Annotated in this window: 16 protein-coding genes; all 16 read left to right on the top strand. The window is 66.6% G+C overall.

Annotated elements, in window-relative coordinates; all coding sequences use genetic code 11:
- Window positions 1-10: 10 nt before the first annotated feature.
- Window positions 11-1,534 carry a hypothetical protein gene (locus ACFVIV_RS13495; RefSeq protein WP_379195863.1) on the top strand — a complete coding sequence of 508 codons (1,524 nt, stop codon included), beginning with the start codon at window positions 11-13 and terminating at the stop codon, window positions 1,532-1,534.
- Entirely contained in the window at window positions 1,534-2,583 is a 1,050-nt protein-coding gene (locus tag ACFVIV_RS13500) for a hypothetical protein (protein WP_379195865.1), read from the top strand. Before ACFVIV_RS13495 ends, ACFVIV_RS13500 begins: the two co-directional genes overlap by 1 nt.
- A gap of 101 nt (window positions 2,584-2,684) precedes the next feature.
- Window positions 2,685-3,380 (top strand): hypothetical protein, encoded by a 696-nt coding sequence (locus ACFVIV_RS13505; RefSeq protein WP_379195867.1) that lies wholly within the window; start codon window positions 2,685-2,687, stop codon window positions 3,378-3,380.
- 18 nt (window positions 3,381-3,398) lie between these two features.
- Window positions 3,399-3,794, top strand: a complete 396-nt coding sequence (locus ACFVIV_RS13510) for a head decoration protein (RefSeq protein WP_379195869.1) — start codon at window positions 3,399-3,401, stop codon at window positions 3,792-3,794.
- 49 nt (window positions 3,795-3,843) lie between these two features.
- Window positions 3,844-4,881, top strand: a complete 1,038-nt coding sequence (locus ACFVIV_RS13515) for a major capsid protein (RefSeq protein WP_379195871.1) — start codon at window positions 3,844-3,846, stop codon at window positions 4,879-4,881.
- Window positions 4,882-4,896: 15 nt separating this feature from the next.
- Complete coding sequence (locus ACFVIV_RS13520) at window positions 4,897-5,142, top strand: hypothetical protein (RefSeq protein WP_379195873.1); 246 nt, start codon at window positions 4,897-4,899, stop codon at window positions 5,140-5,142.
- Between the two features lie 5 nt (window positions 5,143-5,147).
- Window positions 5,148-5,531 (top strand): Gp19/Gp15/Gp42 family protein, encoded by a 384-nt coding sequence (locus tag ACFVIV_RS13525; RefSeq protein WP_379195874.1) that lies wholly within the window; start codon window positions 5,148-5,150, stop codon window positions 5,529-5,531.
- The gene (locus ACFVIV_RS13530; protein ID WP_379195876.1) at window positions 5,528-5,878 is read left to right on the top strand and encodes a hypothetical protein; all 351 of its coding nucleotides are present in this window, start codon (window positions 5,528-5,530) and stop codon (window positions 5,876-5,878) included. The genes ACFVIV_RS13525 and ACFVIV_RS13530 overlap by 4 nt, the downstream gene beginning before the upstream one ends.
- An 11-nt stretch (window positions 5,879-5,889) precedes the next feature.
- Window positions 5,890-6,342 (top strand): hypothetical protein, encoded by a 453-nt coding sequence (locus tag ACFVIV_RS13535; RefSeq protein WP_379195878.1) that lies wholly within the window; start codon window positions 5,890-5,892, stop codon window positions 6,340-6,342.
- A complete protein-coding gene (locus ACFVIV_RS13540; RefSeq protein WP_379195880.1) occupies window positions 6,339-6,728 on the top strand; it encodes a hypothetical protein in 390 nt (129 codons plus the stop codon). The genes ACFVIV_RS13535 and ACFVIV_RS13540 overlap by 4 nt, the downstream gene beginning before the upstream one ends.
- 3 nt (window positions 6,729-6,731) lie before the next feature.
- Complete coding sequence (locus ACFVIV_RS13545; RefSeq protein WP_379195882.1) at window positions 6,732-7,103, top strand: endonuclease VII domain-containing protein; 372 nt, start codon at window positions 6,732-6,734, stop codon at window positions 7,101-7,103.
- Between the two features lie 47 nt (window positions 7,104-7,150).
- Complete coding sequence (locus tag ACFVIV_RS13550; protein ID WP_379195884.1) at window positions 7,151-7,813, top strand: hypothetical protein; 663 nt, start codon at window positions 7,151-7,153, stop codon at window positions 7,811-7,813.
- A gap of 114 nt (window positions 7,814-7,927) precedes the next feature.
- A complete protein-coding gene (locus tag ACFVIV_RS13555; RefSeq protein ID WP_379195886.1) occupies window positions 7,928-8,134 on the top strand; it encodes a hypothetical protein in 207 nt (68 codons plus the stop codon).
- Between the two features lie 56 nt (window positions 8,135-8,190).
- Window positions 8,191-8,583: a hypothetical protein gene (locus ACFVIV_RS13560; protein WP_379195888.1), complete on the top strand. Its 393-nt coding sequence runs from the start codon at window positions 8,191-8,193 to the stop codon at window positions 8,581-8,583.
- 56 nt (window positions 8,584-8,639) lie between these two features.
- Window positions 8,640-9,056, top strand: coding sequence for a hypothetical protein (locus ACFVIV_RS13565; protein ID WP_379195890.1), 417 nt, complete (start codon window positions 8,640-8,642; stop codon window positions 9,054-9,056).
- A gap of 33 nt (window positions 9,057-9,089) precedes the next feature.
- Window positions 9,090-17,561 carry a transglycosylase SLT domain-containing protein gene (locus ACFVIV_RS13570; protein WP_379195892.1) on the top strand — a complete coding sequence of 2,824 codons (8,472 nt, stop codon included), beginning with the start codon at window positions 9,090-9,092 and terminating at the stop codon, window positions 17,559-17,561.
- Window positions 17,562-17,573: the final 12 nt, after the last annotated feature.

A 17,573-nucleotide genomic window follows, 5' to 3' on the forward strand; every position in this document is an offset into this window, starting at 1 on the left:
CTAACTGAATATGGCCAAGCAGGAGCAGAAGACGCAGCCGCCGGAGTGGTGGTTCGAGTACCTCATGCAGCGGTTCGACGAGGACCTTGAATGGGAGCCGCGCGTCACCTCCAGCAACACGCCCAAGACTCGGCGCGACCGGCTTGACCTGCTGTGGAGCTACTACATCGGCGACCCGCCGCTGCCGTTCATCAACGAAAAGTACCGTGAGACCTTCCGGGAGCTGTTGCGCAAGTCGCGCCCGAACTACGCCATCATGGCCATCGACTCCATGTGCGACCGCAGCGTGCTCAAGGGCGTCTACACCGAGGCCGACAAGGACCTCGACGGCGACGATATCGCCCGCAAGGTCCAGGAGGTGTCGGGTTTCGCTGCGCTGCAACGCGATATGCAGACCTGGCTCTACACCCTGGGCGAGTCCTACGTCACCATCGTTCCGCCGGTGGCCGGCGCGCCGACGGGCAGCGTGCCGATGCTGCTGGCCGAGAGTCCGCGATTCTGTGTGGGCGAACCGGATCCGCTGAACCCGCGCAGGCTGATCGCGTTCGTGAAGGTTTACAAGGACCGAATCGCGAACTGCCAGAAGGCCCTTCTGTTCCTGCCCGGTCAGCGCATCGAGTTCATCCGCGAAGAGGGCCAGTTCGGCGACGACTTCAACATGGACCAGTGGACGGCCGGCGAGACCGCGCCGATGCCCGGCCTCGAAGAGTTCGGCGGGATTCCCGTGGTGAGGTTCGAGAACAAGATGGGGCTGGGGGAGTTCGAACCGCATCTGGACACCCTCGACCGCATCATGGACGGCATCCTGCACCGCAAGATCATCACCTGGTACCAAAGCTTCAAACAGAGGGCCATCAAGGGCGATTTGGACGGCGGCGCGGACTTCACCGACGACGAGAACTCGCTGATCCGCGACCTGGCCGACGCCAACCTCGAAGACATCTTCCAAGCCGACCCGGGCACCCTGTGGATCGTGCCCGAGGGCGTGGAGTTCTGGGAAAGCGGCGCAACCGATCTCACGCCGCTGCTGCTGGCCGAGCGCGACGACGTCAAAGAATTCGGCGTGTGCACGAGGATCCCCATGCACATGCTGGCCCCGGACGGCACCAACCAGACCGCCGAGGGTGCGTCGATGATGCGCGAGGGTCTGACCGACAAGATCCTCGACCGCCAGTCGCGCCAGACTCCGCAGTGGATGTTGCTGTGGCAGATGGTGTTTGCGCTCTCGGGGCAGGCCGCCCGCGCGGTGAACGTGCGCCTTCAGTGGGGCAGCACTGAACGCACCCCGCTGGCGTCGAAGGCCGACGCGGTGCAGAAGACCCGCGGCGTGCTGTCCCGTAAGCGGCAGGTCGTGGAGATCATGGAGCTGGATCCGCTGGTCGCCAAGCTCAACGAATCCGAGCTGATGGAGGAGTCCATGGCCATGGACACCACCTCCGGCATGGCGGCCTCCGCGAATCCGGCTGCCGCGCAATCGGCTCCGGCCGAGCCGGGCGCGAGTGCGGGTGACGACGAGCTGGCGGTGGCCGCGTAATGGTGACCGAGCTGCTGCTGCGGATTCTGCTGTCGCACTCGGCACGCCGGCGTCTGCTGCTGCTCGACGCCCAGGACCGGGTGCAGGCGCTGTGGCGGATGACCGATCCGTTCGACGGGGCCGCGGTGGAGGACTTCTCCCAGGCCGCCGCCGATGTCTCGATCGCCGCCCAGCGCAAGGCCGTGACGATGGTCGCCGCTGCCCAGCGCCGCTACCTCGCTGAAATCGACACCGACCTCGGTGATTTCGTGCCCGAGGTGCCCGACGAGGTGCGCATGTACTCGACCACGCGCCCGTACCGGTATGCGACACCGAAGACGGTGCGCACCCGGGCGGGGGTGTCGCAGCGGTTGCCGGCCGCGGAGCCGTGGAACCGTCCCGCGCGCCGGTATCGGCACGAAGTCGCTGGTGGACGCGATTCGGGTGAAGCTCTGGACGCTGCGGCGACACGTGTGAAAATGGAGCTAGCCACGAACGTCGCCCTCGCTGAGAGGGAGGCGGAGATGCAGGTCATCGGCCAAGCCGGTGTCGTGGATCTCGACGTGATCGGATATCGGCGAGTCATCCGGCCCGAGCGCTCCCGCACCGGTGTGTGCGGATTGTGCGTGGCGGCCAGTGACCGGATCTACAAGACCGACGAGCTGAAGCCCATGCACACGGGCTGCAACTGCACGGTGATGCCGGTCAAGGAAGGCGCGGATCCAGGACTGCGGCTCAACCGCGAAGACCTGAACCGACTGTATGACGATGCGGGCGGCACCGGCGCAAAGCTGTTGCACCGCACCAAGTACGGCGTCGACGAGCACGGCGAGCTTCAAGCGCTGCTGGTGCCGAAACGCCGCGGCGAGCCCGTGCCGCGTTTCCGGGATCCGGAAGTGCCGGCGGTGGTGGATCTGGATACGGACTTCACCGAAGTCGCACGCCGCCAGCTGCCACTGATGCGCAAGGAGCTGGCCAAGACCCGCGCCCTCGGTGTGCCGGACGACGATCCGCGGTTGCGCTGGCAGCAGTCGCAGGTGTGGGCGTTCGAGCAGATCCTCGCGCTCTAGACTTCCCGCCCCAACTGGGGTGGTTGAGAACCGGGCCGGGCTCCGACAAGGAGCCCCTGCCCACCACCAAATCATCTACCCGACAAGGGATCCAACTGAATATGAGCAAGCAGCGCGCCGACAACCCTGCCCCCTCCGCTCCCGACGACGTCACCCCCGACGACATCGAGACGGTCGAAACCGCCCCGGAGGTAGGCGAATCCGAAGGTGTCGGCGAGGAGCCGGCCGTGAACAAGCACGGCTACCCCGACAACACGCCGCTGGCGGAAATGACTGTGGAGCAGCAGGCCGCCTACTGGAAGGCCAAGGCCCGCATGCATGAGTCGCGGTCGCGTGCCAAGGCCGGCGGCCTGAGTGCCGAGGAAGCCGAAGAGCTACGCGCCGAGCTTGCGCAGCTGCGCGATGCCGCCTTGTCGGAAACCGAACGCGCCCAGCAGGATGCGCTCGAATCCGCCCGGGAAGCCGGCCGCAGCGAGGCCCGTGACCAGCTGATGCCGATGCTGCACGAGGCCCAGCTGCGCGGCTACGCGTCCACGGTCATCAAGGGTGCCAAGCTCGACGGCTTCGTCTCCACGGTCAACATCGCCGCGTTCAGCGCCGAGGACGGCTCGATCGACGGCGAGAAGGTCGTCGCGCACCTCAAGGCCATGTACGGCGAGGAACCGGCGGCCCCTACCACCGCTGCGAGCACCTACCCGAATTTCGGACAGGGCAGCCCGGGGGCGAGTTCCAAGAAGAGCACCCGCGCTGACGGCCTGGCCGAAGCGAAGCGGCGCGGATTCTCCCCGGCCGCCTAACCATCTCTGGAGCCATTCATGAGCAACATCGCTACACGCAAGACCGGTACGTTCCGGGGTGATTCGCGGGCGTTCGTCTACGCCGATATCTCCGCGCAGGCGGGCCGCGCCTCGGTCACTCTCGACATGAGCAAGTTCACCTCGGTGCAGATGCCGGAAGGCTATCTGCCCTCGGGCATCGTGCTGGGCAAGATCACCGCGACCGGCAAGTATGGCCCCTACGACAAGTCCGCCGCCGATGGTCGCGAGACCCCGGCCGGTTTCCTGTGGGACGCGTTCGCCCCGACCGGCCCGGATGAGGCTGCGCCGCTGTGGTTCGGCCCGGGTGCGATCAAGGAATCCAAGCTGCCTGCCGGCCACGGTCTGGACGCTCAGGCCAAGACCCTGCTGGCTGCCTGGTTCAAGTTCTTCTGAAACCTGGTCTCTCACAACTGAATACACAACTTAATACGGAGGCCATCCCATGGCTCTAGTCTTCGACGCGCCGGTCCATCCCGATTCGGCGACCGTCTTCGCGCGTGAAATTCCGCTCCCGTCCGACCACAAGCTGGCCGCGTATCTGCCCGACCAGCTGGTCCAGGAGCAGACGATCAAGCTGGTCAACACCACCCGAGTGAACCGCACTGCCCAGTTCCGCTCGTTCGACGGCAACATCCCGCAGCTCGAGCGGGACTACTTCGAGACCCGCGAAGTCGATCTGCTGCCGATCTCCGTGCAGGGCATGAAGGGCGAACTCGAGCGGCTCCAGCTCGAGCGCGCTCGGCAGAAGGGCGGCTCGCTCTCGGCGATCACCCAGGCCATCTACAACGACATCGAGCTGGCGGTCCGCGCGATCCGCAACCGCATCGAGGTCGCGCGTGGCGAGCTGCTGCACACCGGCAAGCTCGACCTGGCCGGCGAGAACGGCCTGTACCTGAAGGCGGACTTCGAGGTCCCGGGCGACCATTTCGTCACCGCGGCGAAGGTGTGGACCGATACCGCTGCGGCCCAGATCGTTTCGGATCTGGCGACCTGGACCGAGAAGTACATCGCCGACAACGGCTTCGCGCCGGGCGGCATGATCATCTCCCGCAAGACCGCGTCGCTGCTCCAGCGCAACGCCGAGTTCCGCACCTACGCGGCCTCGATCGCCGGTTCGCCGCAGATCGTGTCCCGCTCGGTGGTCAACACCGTGCTCGAGGACTTCAACCTGCCGCCGATCGCCGAGGTCTACGACACGGTGATCCGCGTCGACGGCGTCGACAAGCGCGTCATCCCCGAGAACAAGGTGATCTTCGTGCCGCCGGCCGGCCGCCTGGGCTCGGTGAAGTGGGGCGTCACCGCCACCGCGCTCGAGCTGGTCAACGCCGCGCAGTCGGACATGTCCTTCGAGGACGCGCCCGGCATCACCGGCGTCGTGGTCAAGTCCGGTCCGCCGTTCAAGGAGACCACCGTGGTCGACGCGCTGACTCTGCCGGTCCTCGAGGACCCGAAGTCGCTGTTCGTCGCGACGGTCTACTAAGGGCCGGGTGTTGTTGTGGCGAAGTTGATTTCGTGGGTGGTCGCCTACGACGAACACAGCGCAGCGCGCTGGTTCGGTCCGGCCGATGATGTGCCGGAGTGGGCGGCCCGCCAGATCACCAACCCCGCCGCCTGGGATTCCGCCCCGGCCCCCGCACCTGATGCGGGGGCCGGCGAGGCGGCCACCAGCGGCGAGACCGGACCTGAGGCCGAGCCGGTGGCGCCCAAGCGGCGCACCCGCAAGGCCGCCGAGGGGGCGTAAGCGCGATGGGTGTCTTTGCTAGCCGGACCGATCTGATCGCCTCCTACGAAGGGCAGCTGACCGAACGCCAGCTCGTCTTTGCGGAGACCAAGATCCTCGAGGCCGAAGCGATGCTGATGTCGCTGGTGCCGCGGCTGGCAAGCAACCCCGCCGCGCTGCCGGAACTGGTGCGCTACAACGCGCGCCGCGCCGTGTGCGCGGCCGTGCTGCGGGTGGTGCGCAACCCCGCCGGCGTCGCCTATCAGGCCGTCGGAGGGGCCACCACCCGCCTGCACGACAACGCGGCATCGGGCGAATTGCATTTCACCGCAGAGGAACTCAAACCGTTGCGCGCTCGAAAGAAGCGGTTCGGCGTTCTCGGTGTCGCGCCGGTGAGGTGGGCGCGATGATGCTGCCTCTTCTGCACGGCGACACCGTGATCGTGTGGCGCCGCCCGGCCCGCGACCGGTTCGGCGACACCTCCTACGTGGAGCACCACGAGATCGCCGAAACGGTGATCGAGTACGGCTCCCAGGACGAACCCAACACCAACGGCGCACCGACAGCCAGCCGCGAGCTGGCGCGCTACGACGTCACCGTCTACTGCCCGCTCGGTGCGGATGTGCTGGCCAATGACCTGCTCGAACTCCCCGACGGCGACCAATACCACGTCGTCGGCCGTCCCCAGCGCCCCAAGCATCCGGTTACGGGATGGACCCCGGGCCTGGTGGTGCGGCTACGCCGGATCGAAGGATAGGAAGACCGAAAGTGCCCCGCTACCGTGACTTCCACTGGTACGGCGAAGAGAAGAAGCCGCCCGTCAATCCCGCGGTCGAGGCGGTGATGACCGGGCCGGGCATGGCCGGTGTCTTCCTGAGGGTCGCTCGCGAAGGCCGAGCGATGTGGCGCGCTCGAACGCGTTGGCGCACAGGCCAGCTCGCGAACTCCACGACCATCTCGCTGGAGACGCGTAAGGACGCGGGCGGCAAACGGCCTCGACTAGGTGCCGAACTGACTGCGGACACCGACTATGCCGGTGCTGTCGAGTTCGGACGCTGGAACCTGGCACGCAAGTACCGGCGTCCGGCAGTGCGCGAACGCGTGAAGCCGGGCCAGTTCCCGCCGCGCTACAGCCGCTACGCCCGCCACACCATGGGCGGCGACAACCGGCGCCTGCGCTCCATCGTGGCTGACCTGGAACGCAAGTGGGGTCGCAAATGAGCGAACCTGTGGACTTCCCAGACGCCGAGCTGGTGACCATGGCTCTGCTCGACGATCTGGGCTGGACCTGCACCGCGCTCCCGGACCCTGACGAATGGGCGACGTTAGGCACCATCATCGCGGTCAACCGCGTCGGCGGTGGCTGCGAAGACGGCATCACCGACCGAGCGCTCATGTCGGTCGTCGTGGTCGCCGACACCCGCCCGAAAGCTTGGGCCGCGGCCGGCAAGGTTCGCCGCCGCGTACTGGGCGCATCCCAGTCCCTGGCAGGCGGCGTCCTGATCGACACCACCCGCGAGGACGTCGGTAACGCCCAGGAACCGGACCTGCACAGCGACAACAGATTCGTCGAGTCCAGCTACTGGATCAGCTTCCGAGCGCAGTAGGCCATGACCCCACAATTTCAAACCTGTTCCGGCTGCCTCGAAAACAAGCCGACCGGTCACTACCACCGCAATCCCAGCAAACGGGGCGGCATCGAACGCCAGTGCCGCGATTGTGCCGCCGACCGGAAACTGCGGGGCCGCTACGGCATCACCCGCGACAGGTACCTGCAATTGCTCGACGACCAGGGCGGGGTGTGCGCGATCTGCAACAGCGCTGACGCCGCACTGGTGGTCGACCACCAGCACGGCGGATCCGGACAGGTTCGGGGCCTGCTCTGCCACGGCTGCAACACCGGGCTGGGCCTGCTCAAAGACGACCCGGCGACGCTGTACCGCGCCGCCGAGTACCTCGAGTCGCGCGCCGCCGCGGCTTGAAAGTTCCACCTCCACAACTGAATACACAACTCAATAAGGAGCCCGCGATGGCGGATCTCAATGTCATGCGCGATCTGAAGCAGTCCCTGCTTCTGAAGCCGCTTTCGGGTGCGGTGTTCGTGGCCCCCATGTCCGTCGATGTCCCCGCATCGTTCACCACGGGCGCCACCGCGGACCTGCTGGACCTGAAGTCCGCGGGCTTCGTCTCGCTGGGTCACGTGAGCAAGGAAGGCGCGCCCACCTTTACGCCGGAGACCGAGACCTCCGAGGTCGAGGCGTGGGGCCTGCTTGAGTCCGCGCGCACCGACGTCACCAAGCGAACCACGAAGATTTCGTGGACCGGCCAGGAGACCCACCGGCACAACCTTCAGCTGTTCCACAACCGGGACCTGTCGAACGTGAAGTACAACCCGGTCACCGGTGAGACGGAATTCGCGGATCCGACCGCTCCGTCGATCACCTACCACCGCGGTGTGTTCATCGGCGTCGACGGTGCCGGCCCGACCACGACCTACGTGATCAAGGTCGTTCCGAAGATGACCATCACCGAAGTCACCGAGCAGTCCTGGAAGCAGGACGAGGTCATCAGCTATGGCTTCACCGCCTCGGCCAAGCTCGACGAGTCCACTGGCTACGCCATCAAGACCGTCCTGGCCGGCCCCGGCTGGAAGGCCCTCGCGGCGAAGGCCGGCTTCACCGCCGCCCCGTAAGCCCCTTCCGGCCCGCCCTGTTCGGCGCTGTCTGCACTCCGCTGCGGGCAGCGCCGGGCGGGGCGTTCGTAGATCACTACCAAATCTGTTACGCACGAAAGGCTTTCGCCTCCCATGAGCGCATTCACTCCTGTCGTCCTCGTCTCTCCCGAAGGCATCGAGGTGACCGCCTACACTCCGACCTCGGTCAATGATCTGGCGTGCGCCGGATATGTCGCCAAGATTGGTAACAGCGCAGTCGCACCGGCCCCCGATGTCGAGGCTGATTCCGGCGACCGCAAGCCCAAGCCCAACGCTGTCCGGCCCGCCGCCGGAAAGTAAACGGGCTCAACGCAATCCAACTGAATAACAACTAAATACTCAGGAGCCGCTCGAACATGGCTGCCACCAAGGCCCAGAAGAAGTCGTCCGCCCCCGCCGAGTCGAACTGGGCCAAGCTGGTCCGCGAGGCCACCAAGGACCGCACGGTCTTCGAACCGTACGTATTCGATGCCTACGACCCGCCGGTGCTGATCACCCCGCCGACCGGCCTCGAGCGCACCCTGATGCTCGCCCGACTGTCCGACGACCCTGATATCGCCTCTCCCGAGGACCTGCCCGACATGATCGCGGCCCTGGTCGGCGAGGACGCCTTCGCGAAGGTCTGGGCCGCGCTACGTGACCAGCCGCTGGAAGTCACCCTGGCGCTGATCCGCGACATCAATGCCCATTTCAACAAGGGCGCCGATGACGGCGCGGAGGAATTCCCGGGGGGCGAGTCGGCCTCGTAGCGCTACTCGAAAAGCACTACGAGGCCATCGAGTGGGACCTACACGCCTGCTGGGGCGTGGACCTGCTCAGCTTCTTTCGCGGTGAGCTGCCGTGGGCCAAACTCGCCCGGTTCCTGCGGCAGCTCCCCGACGGGAGCCGCTACCGCGCCTCCCAGGCCATGGACATGGACCTGGCCGAACACCTCGTCAAACTCGAGGAAGCCGAAGAGGCCCAACGCCTCACAGCCCCAGCCGAAGACGCCGATCCGATCATGCGGTCCTCGGCCGGCTACGACCTCAGCGCACATCTGCTGCTGACCATCTGCGACCGGTTGCAGATCCTCAACGCCACTCTCATCGCGGTCAATCTCCCGCCGGGCAAACACCCGCCACAGCCTGAGCCGATGCCACGTCCGGTGTCGGCCGCTGACGTTCTGCGTGCCCGCCATGAACGTGACCGGGCTCAGGACGCTATGTCCGCCTTCGGTTTCTGACCGCCAATCATCCACTGCCACAAAGGGTTCGCCATGTCTCTGATCGCTGGTCACGTAAAGATCGCTGTCGGCGCAGACATGACCGACTTCCTCAACGAGGTCCGTCGGAACCTACGTGGCGACAGCGCCGCCGATCGCGAGCGCGAGAACGACACCAAAAAGCGGTCCGCCAAAGAGGGCGACACCGCCGGCAAGTCTCGCGCCAAGGCCGAGAACGACCGGCTCAACGCAGAGCGTGACCGCAACTTCGCCTCGAACTTCGGTCGGCTGCAACGGATGTCGGAAGCCGAGGGCGATCTGCTCGCGCGCAGTTTCGCGCGCGCGTGGGCCAAAGGGTTCGAAGACGAGGTCCGCAAGACCACCGGCAAGGGCCTCGACATCAAGCGGCTGCTGGCCGATGACCTCAAGCTCAAAGAGGGCAAGGCTGCCAACAGCGCCAAGGTCGCCAAGAAGCGCGCCGCCGCCCGCCGCGACGTCCAGGACGACGAGTTCTTCGACAACGAAGCCCGTCGAGCACTCTCGCGTGAAGCCCGCACGCAGCACTTCAACCGCGAACGCCAGAAGCGCGACGCGGAAAAGCAGCAGAAACAGACCCAGGCGAAGGCCGACCGCGACCGCGACGCCAAGGACACCCGCGACCGCACCGCCGAGGCGAAGCGGCGCATTGTCGACTCGCTGAAACCTGCTGGGCGCCAAGCAGTTGCAGACCTTCGCGGGTATGCGGCGAAAGCGAAAGAGCAGATCGCCAGCGTCGGCAAGCTGACCGAAACCGCCGAAATCCGTGGTACCGCCTGGCAGAAGCTCGGGGCCGCGCACGAGAAGGCAGTCCGCGACACCCACAACGCCTACCGCTCGATGAAGCGGTCGGAACAGGCTGTCGATCGCGCCGCGACGGCGCTCGCTGCCGCGCAGGTGCAGGCATCCAAGCTCGGCGACGATTCCAAGGTCGCGCCCGCTGAAACGGCGCTGGAAAGCGCCAAGCAGACGCACAAAGCCAACCTGAAGCGGTATGCGCAGGCCCGCGCTCTCCAGGTGCAGAGCCGCCGGGACGCCGACACCGCACGCAAGGACTTCGTCAACGCCGTCAAACTGAGCAACCGCGACAAACAGCAGCTCGAGGACGCCAAGCGAGAGGTCCGTGACGCCGCCCGCGCCGCCATCGGCCTGACACCCATCGAGGGCGACCGCAACAAAGAACTGCTCAAGACCGAGGGCCGCGTCAAGAACCTGCGGACCAAGAACAACGGGCGCGAACGGCGACTCAGCCCCAACGACCACATCGTCATCCGCCAGACCACGCAGGCCGCGGCAGCGCTCGACGCCCTCCAGGTCGAAGCCAACGAAATCAAGGCCCGAGCAGAAGCCGCAGACGCTCGAATCGACAAAGCCTCGCAGACAATGGTCGACGTCGACGACGACGCGACCGCGTCCACAACGCGCCGCACCGCAGCCGAACGCGAACTGAAGTCCGCGATACTCGACCGCGACAAGATCGAAGTCGCCGCATCGCGCAACCGGACGCGACTTGCGGCTGCGAAGAACAACTACAACATCGCCAGCGGAGCCCTCACCCAGCGCGAGAACTCCAACCCGTTCATCCGGTTCACCGAACGCCTCGAAGGCGGCACGGGCAACTGGCTCGACAACGTCAACGACCGGCTGATCTACGCCGGCCGCTACCTGTCCTCGATCACCCAGATCGCCACCACCGCCGGCGCGGCGCTGGCGGCCATGGGCGCAGTGAACCTGCTACCCCTGATCTCGTCTGCCGCTCAGGCTGCCTCAGCGCTGGCCACGCTGCCCGCGATCATCACGGCCGCTGGTGCGGGTATTGCCGCCCTCGCAGTCGGTGGCAGCGGCATCATCGGCACGTTCAAGGCCGCCAAGGACGCCGGGGAATCGGCCGCCGACGTCGCCGAGCAGCAGGAAGACGCCGCCGAACGGGTCGCTGACGCCTACGACTCGATGAACGACGCCCGCGAGAACGCCGACCGGACCTCCGTGTCGGGCGCTCGTCAGATCGCCTCGGCCGAGAAGTCGGTGCAGTCCGCGCTCGAACGCACCAAGACCGCACAGGAGAACCTGAACAAGGCGCGCGAGAACGCCGCGGACAAGATCCGCGACCTCAACGACGCACTCAAGGACAACTCCCTCGACGAGCGCTCCGCGGCACTGGCAGCGATCAAGGCCGGCCAGAACGTCATCAAGACCGCTGCCGACCCGAACGCCAGCTGGATCGACATCGCTCAGGCGCAGATTGACGCCGAGCAGGCGCAGTTCGACCTCGAAGAAACGCAGAAGAACAACCAAAAGGAAGTCACCGCCGCCGCCAAGGCCAACGAGGCCGGCATCGAAGGCGACGAAGACGTCATCGCCGCGCGCAAGGCGCTCACCGACGCCAATGAGTCGCTGGCCGAGTCGCAGCAGCGGCTCACCGAGGTCGCCGAATCCGTCGCACAGGCCAACGCTGATGCGAACAAGCGCGCCGAACGCGCCGCCCGTGACTACCAGAACGCCCTCGAGGACCAGAAGGAACTGCTCGAAAAGCTCGGCACCTCGGGCCTGGGAGAGCAGTACGAGAAGCTCTACAAAAAGCTGTCCCCGAACGCGCAGGGCCTCGTCGACGACATTCGCGCGCTCGGCCCAGAGTGGACCAAGCTGCGCAAGACCTCGCAGGACGCGCTGACCAACGGCCTGGGCAAGGCCATCACCGACCTCGCGCGCAAGGACCTTCCGGTGCTGAGCGCCGGTCTCGCGGCGATCAACACCGAGATCAACAGCGGTATCAAGAACTCGCTGAAGGTGTTCAGCGAGCCGAAGTCGGTCAACGACTTCAACACCTTCCTGTCCAACACCGCTGGCATGTTCCGCGGCCTCGGCAACGCCGCCACCCCGCTGACCCGGATCTTCGTCGACCTCACCACCGCCGGTTCCGCGACCCTGCCCAGCCTCGGCAACGCGATCAACGACGCCGCCAACCGGTGGGCGAACAAGATCGACCTGAAACGCCAGACCGGCGAGCTGAATCTGTCGATCAACAACGGCATCGCCAAGATGCAGGAACTGGGCACGATCGTCGGCAACACCTTCGGCGGTGTCCGCGGATTCTTCCAGGCCCTGCGCGGCGAGGGCGACTCGATGACCGCGCGGATGGTCGAGTCGACGGCCCGGTTCGAGCAGTGGACCAAGTCAGCCGAAGGCGCTGACCGGATCCGCCAGGTGTTCGGCCAGATCAAGGAAACCATCGGCGACATCCAGCGCCTGGTCGGCGGCGTCGCGGGCATCTTCACCGGCCTGTTCGGCGACGCCGTGCAGACCATGGGTGGCCAGACACTGAAGGTGCTGGCCGACGTGGCGAACGCCCTGGCCACGATCGTCAACTTCTTCATGGAGATGCCCGTCCTGGGCGCAGCCCTCAACGGGCTAATGACAGTCCTGGTCGGGTTCTTCGCCCTACGCGCCCTGACCGGCATCTTCAAGAACCTCGGTCAGACCATCCGCGGTTTCGGCCAGTCCGCCGCTGACGCATCAGCGCAGGCCAAGGGACTCGCCGACACCGACACCGACAGTAAGCGCAAGGGCAAAAAGGACGGCGACGCCGACGGCGACGGCAAACGCAACTCCGCCCTCGACATCGCCACCGACCCCGACGCCCAATCGGCCGGCGACGACGACAAGAAGAAAAAGTCCGGCACCGACACCAATCTGGGCGACGGCACCCAGAACCAGAGCCAGGCCGCGCAGCGGGAGCGCCGCCGCGCCGCGCGTGAGCGCTCGGGTCCGCTGCCGGACCGGCCGGGCACCGACCTGCCGGGTGACAGCGACCCGAAGGATCAGAGCCAGGCCGCGCAGCGCGAACGACGCCGCGCAGCGCGTGAGCGCACCGACTCTCTTCCGGATCGCCCCACCGCCGACAGTGGCACTCCGGCTGCGACGAGCACGGCCCAAGCGGATATCGACGCCACTCGCAATAAGGCCAACGCTGCGACCGCTGCGCTGAACGCGCAGGCTGCCGCTGGCCAGAAGGCTGTCGGCGACCAGGCCAAGGCTGCCCGCGACGCCACCACCGCGCACGGTGAGGCCGCGGGCAAGGCGATGCGGGGACAGGTCGCAGCGACCGGCAACGCCACCCGCGAGCAGTCCGAAGCCACCAACAAGTCCGGCCGGGAACAGGCCGACGCCGCAGGCAAGAGCGCGCGCAGCATGCGCCGCACTATGGCCAGCGAAGGCGGTGCCGCCGCACGCGATACCGCCGCCGCCGCAGCGAGCGCCGCGACCAGCATCAAGACCGGCCTGGCCGGAATCCTCAGCGACTTCAAGCGCGTCTGGGGCGAAGCCAAAACCAACGCCACCACCCAGCTCGATGCCACCGACCGCGAGTTCAGCCGCTTCGAGCGGAACGTGCGCACCCGTACGGGCGCGGCCGGCGAGACCGCTGGGCGGATGTTCTCGGCGCTGCCCGAACGCGCCGACAGCGCGTTCCGGTCTGTCGGTCGCGGCCTGTCCGGAATCATGGACACCCTCGGCGGTCCCTGGACGCTCGCGTTCACCGGTGCCGCAGCGGCGTTCAGCTTCATCTCCGGCCAGATGGACGCGGTCCGCGAGCAGAACGACCAGCTCAAGGAATCGCTCAAGGAGCACGCCGACTACGCCAAGACCTACGCGACGGAGATCTCGGAAGCGCTCAATCAGAGCGACGGCCTGATCGACGACAACGTCCGCGGTGTCCAGCTCGGCCTTGTCGCCGCTGAGCGCAAGAACATCAAGGCCCGCATCGACGGCCACATGTCCGACAACGAGCGGTTCTGGGCCGATCTGACCCCGTCCTACTGGGTCGAGGACCGCGACGAGTACAACGCGCGGCAACGCGGTTATGACGAGCAGAACCGCGACGCGTACAAGAACATGGGGATCGCCGGTGTCCTCGACGACTACACCGACGTCCAGATCAACAACGCGATCCTCGGCAGCGGCGCGGAGTTCAACGAGTTCCTCAGCAACCTCAAGCACATCGGCGACTCGGACGAAGCGGTCCAGAACACCAAAGACAAACTGACCCAGCTTCGCCAGGAGTTCCTCAATAGCCAGAACGCCGCGAGCCGACTCAAGTCCGTCATCGACACGCTGCGCGACGGCAATCTCGAAGCGGCCGACGCTGTCTCGAAACTGGCTGGCGAGCTGTCCAAGCAGCAATCCAACGCCAATGTCTTCCAGAACAGCCGTGCCAGCGCGTACGAAGCGCTGCGAAACCTCCAGGGCTTCACCGAAACCGAAGGCGGCGGCCAGTCCTACGTGTCTGGTCCCGAGGTCAACGACGTCACCGCGAACGGTGCGCAGCTTCTCCAGCTGATCGACGCCCAGCAGACCGCCACCAACACGTTCCTGTCCGGCGAATTCAACAGAGCCCTCAACGCCGACCCGACCCGGAACGTCGATACGGCAATCGCGTCAACAGAGAAGGCGCTCGAGAGCTACCTGGACGGGGTCCAGGCCGCCATCGCGGCAAAGACCGGACTGACCGTCGGCTCCGACGAACTGAACGCCCTGCTAGCCCGGTACCGGCTGGACGACACCACCGTTCGCGCCCAGCTGACCGCCACAGGAAACCAGGCCAGGGGCGCGAATGTCGCACCGGCGGGCCTGCCGGCAGTGACCGATCCGACTGTCGGCGCTCCAGCCCCAGCGAACGGTCAACCTGCCGCACCCGCGAACGGTGAGCAGCAGGGGCAGGTCAACCCCGCCAACGGCCAGCAGGTGGTCCCGCCGGCGCAAGCCCAGCCCCAACCGATCGACTACTCGGGCACGACCAAGGCGTACAACGACCTGGTCGACGTGGTCAACAAGCTCAAGACCGCGTTCGCTGACACTGCGACCGAGACCGGCAAGGTCGTCAAGGGCCTCGACGACACCAAGGGCGCCACCGAGAAGGCCAAGCCGAAGGTCGACGAGCTGACTACCGCAGTCGGCGCGCTGCAAACCAAGTTCACCGAGCACCTCGGCGAGGCAGGTGCGCTCAAGGCGTGGCAGTCGCTGGTCACCGGTGTCGACGGCCACGTGAAGACCCTGACCGAGACGATCCTGCCGAGCCTGACCAAGGCCGTCGGCGACATGGAGGCCAAGTTCTCCGGCGCGCCGGGCAACATCACCACCTCGTTCAGCGGTGTGAAGCGCGCCGTGGCCGATCCGCTGAGCTGGATCATCACCACCGCGTTCGCGGCCCTGAAGACGGCCTGGAACTCGGTGCGCACCGTGCTGCCGACCCTGCCGCAGTGGGACGCCGAACTGACCGGCATCACCGGCTACTGGACCGGCGGCATCATCCCCGGCTACACCCCGGGCCGCGATAACCGCATCATCGCCGTCGGCGGTGGCGAGGCGATCATGCGCCCGGAGTTCACCCGCGCGGTGGGCTCGGACTGGGTGCACGGCATGAACGCTGCCGCGATGTCGGGCGGCATCCCCGGGGTCCAGTCGCAGCTGGCCAGCGCCGGTATGGGCGGGCAGTGGGGTGGCGCGTTCGCGACCGGCGGCATCGTCGACCAGATGTCGGCGCTGGTCAAAACCCGGTTCCCGATGATGACCATGACCTCGGGCATCCGCAACGAGCCTGGCAGCTACCACCACACCGGTCAGGCCGCGGACTTCTCCAACGGTGACGACCGCGGCACGCCAGAAATGAAGCAGCTCGCGGCATGGATCGCGGCCAACTTCCGCTCCAAGACAGCCGAGCTGATCCATAGCCCGTTCAACCACAACATCAAAGACGGGCAGTACGTCAAGCCGGGCGAGGTCTACGACACCGGCACTTTGAACCAACACAAAAACCACGTTCACTGGGCACTGTCTCAGACACTCGACGGGGACATTCTCGGCAAGGCGCTCGGCTCGTTGATCCCCGACGGAATGTGGGACAGCCTGGCTTCGGCGTCGAGCGAGATCCAGAAGCAGCTGCTCAAGCCGATGGAGGATCTGGCCAGCCAGATGCCCAACTGGGGCGGGTCGCTGATCGCGCAGATCCCCGGCAAGGCCCTGTCGACGGTGATGGACGCGGTCAAGTCCGTCGTCGGCACCGCGCAGGAAGACGTCAGCGGCCAAACCGCGTGGGACATCTCCGCAGGTGTGGCGCAGTGGCGCTCCAAGGCGATTGCCGCCCTCGAGCGCGAAGGCTTCGGCGCGACCGAACGCAACATCCAGCTGATGCTCGCGCAGATCCAGTCCGAATCCGGCGGCGACCCCAACGTCAAGCAGAAGGTCCAGGACGTCAACTCCGGCTGGAACGACGCCATGGGCCTGCTCCAGGTCACCCCTGGCACGTTCCGTCAGTTCCGCAACCCGGATCTGCCCGACCAGATCACCAACCCGGACGCGAACATGTCGGCCGCGCTGCGCTACTACCGCAGCCGCTACGGCGACGACCTCGCCGACCAGTGGGGCCAGGGCCACGGCTACGACTCCGGCGGCTGGCTGCCGCACCTGGGCTGGGGCTGGAACCTCTCAGGCAAGCCTGAACCTGTTTTCACGAACGACCAGTGGCAGACCATGATCGCCCAGCTCAACGTGCTGGCCGGTTCGGTGCCCGGCCTCGACGGCTATAGCACCCCCACCGGGCCGGCCTCCTTCGTGGAGATGCTGACCAAGGTGGTCGCCGCGGCGTCGAAGGCGCTCAAGAAGACCGCCAACCTCGCCACCAAGGACCAGGCCAAGCCCAAGCAGGACGACCCGAGCCAGTCCAAGGACACCAGCGGCGCGGTCGCTCCCAACAACGGCGGCAGCGGTGCCACCGGCAAGGCGAACGACACCGACACCGATACCGACACGAATGCAGGTACTGGTGACCCCGCCACGGTCAACACCGACCAGGGCCTGGTCACCGGCGAGCTGGAGAACGGCGAAACGCCGACCGGGGACAACAACGGCGATATCCAGCCGACCAACCCGGATCCGGACGCCGGCGCGCCCACGCTCAATGCCGACGGCACCCCGGTCGACGAGACCGGCACCACCGAGAACCCGGCCACTGAAACCCCAGCCGAGACGGCTCCGGCGAAGACCGCGGACCAGCTGGCGGCCGAGGCGTACCAGAAGGCGGCCGAGACCACCCGCGACCCGGCGCACTACCAGGCGATCTGGAGCAAGGCAGGTGCCTCGGCGACCAAGTCGGTGTGGGACCAGTTCACCTCCGATCTGGGCATCACCGGCTCCGGGTTCCTCTCGCAGGCGTACTCCGCGGCCAACGACTCCGACAACCAGCTCAACCAGGTCATCAACTACGAGCTGGGCAACCGGGTGCCCGGCTACAAGGAGTTCCGTCAGGGCCTGGCCAATCCGGGCGCGGCGATCACCAGCGCCGCGCAGCAGGCGGCCACGAACGCCCAGACCGCGGTGCAGGGCGCTCAGAAGGTGGTCGAGGAGCACATCCACTACCACGTCTCCAACATCGACGAGGCGATCCGCAAGAACGCGATCCGGCAGCAGCAGAACGCCGCCGCGTACATGAGCCGCTGAATCAACAACGGC

It is taken from the genome of Nocardia sp. NPDC127526, from assembly GCF_042672265.1.
In the GTDB taxonomy this organism is placed as follows: domain Bacteria; phylum Actinomycetota; class Actinomycetes; order Mycobacteriales; family Mycobacteriaceae; genus Nocardia.